The 567-nt window shown below is 71.6% G+C and carries 1 protein-coding gene; it reads right to left on the reverse strand.

Annotated features, from left to right (window positions below; all coding sequences use genetic code 11):
- On the reverse strand, positions 1–447 hold a 447-nt coding region (locus ACLQ21_RS15705; protein WP_425664909.1), incomplete at its 3' end, for a helix-turn-helix domain-containing protein.
- Positions 448–567: the final 120 nt, after the last annotated feature.

Here is a 567-nt window from a genome sequence, read left to right on the forward strand (position 1 = left end):
TTCGGCTTCGTCATGGTCACAGTCTGTTCTCCTTCGAACGGCGACCCACCCGCTTACACAGACCATCTGACACCCCCCCGCCTGGACAGCCTCCCGCAACCGGGCGCTGCGGGCGAGCTTGCCCCGCTTGGGCCGGTGCTTCCGCTCCCGCGCCCGCCAATCCGCGGAGGAGGCGCGGTAGCGGCCGCCGGCGGCCGAGTTCCGGGCGATCTCCCGCGAGATCGTCCCCGGATTGCGGCCCAGCCGAGCCGCGATCGACGCCTGCGTCTCACCGGCCGCGATCCCGACCATGATCTCGTCCCGCTCGAGCGCCGACAGCCGCGCGTACGCGCACCGTCGGCCGTCCGGGCGCTGCTGCTGCCGCTTCGGCTTCACGCCGCCAGCGTCGCTGAACCAGCGATACGCGGTCTTCCGCGACACGCGGACCGCGGCACCCGCGACCTCCACGCTGCAGCCGTCCCGGATCCCCTCCCAGAACGCCTCCCGAACCTGCCCCGAGAACCCCGGACGAGCCAACGCAACCACCACCCCTCAACCAGGCGTTGCACTAACCCCCTGAAGCCAAGG

It is taken from the genome of Agrococcus sp. DT81.2 (genome assembly GCF_049844935.1).
Taxonomy (GTDB): domain Bacteria; phylum Actinomycetota; class Actinomycetes; order Actinomycetales; family Microbacteriaceae; genus Agrococcus.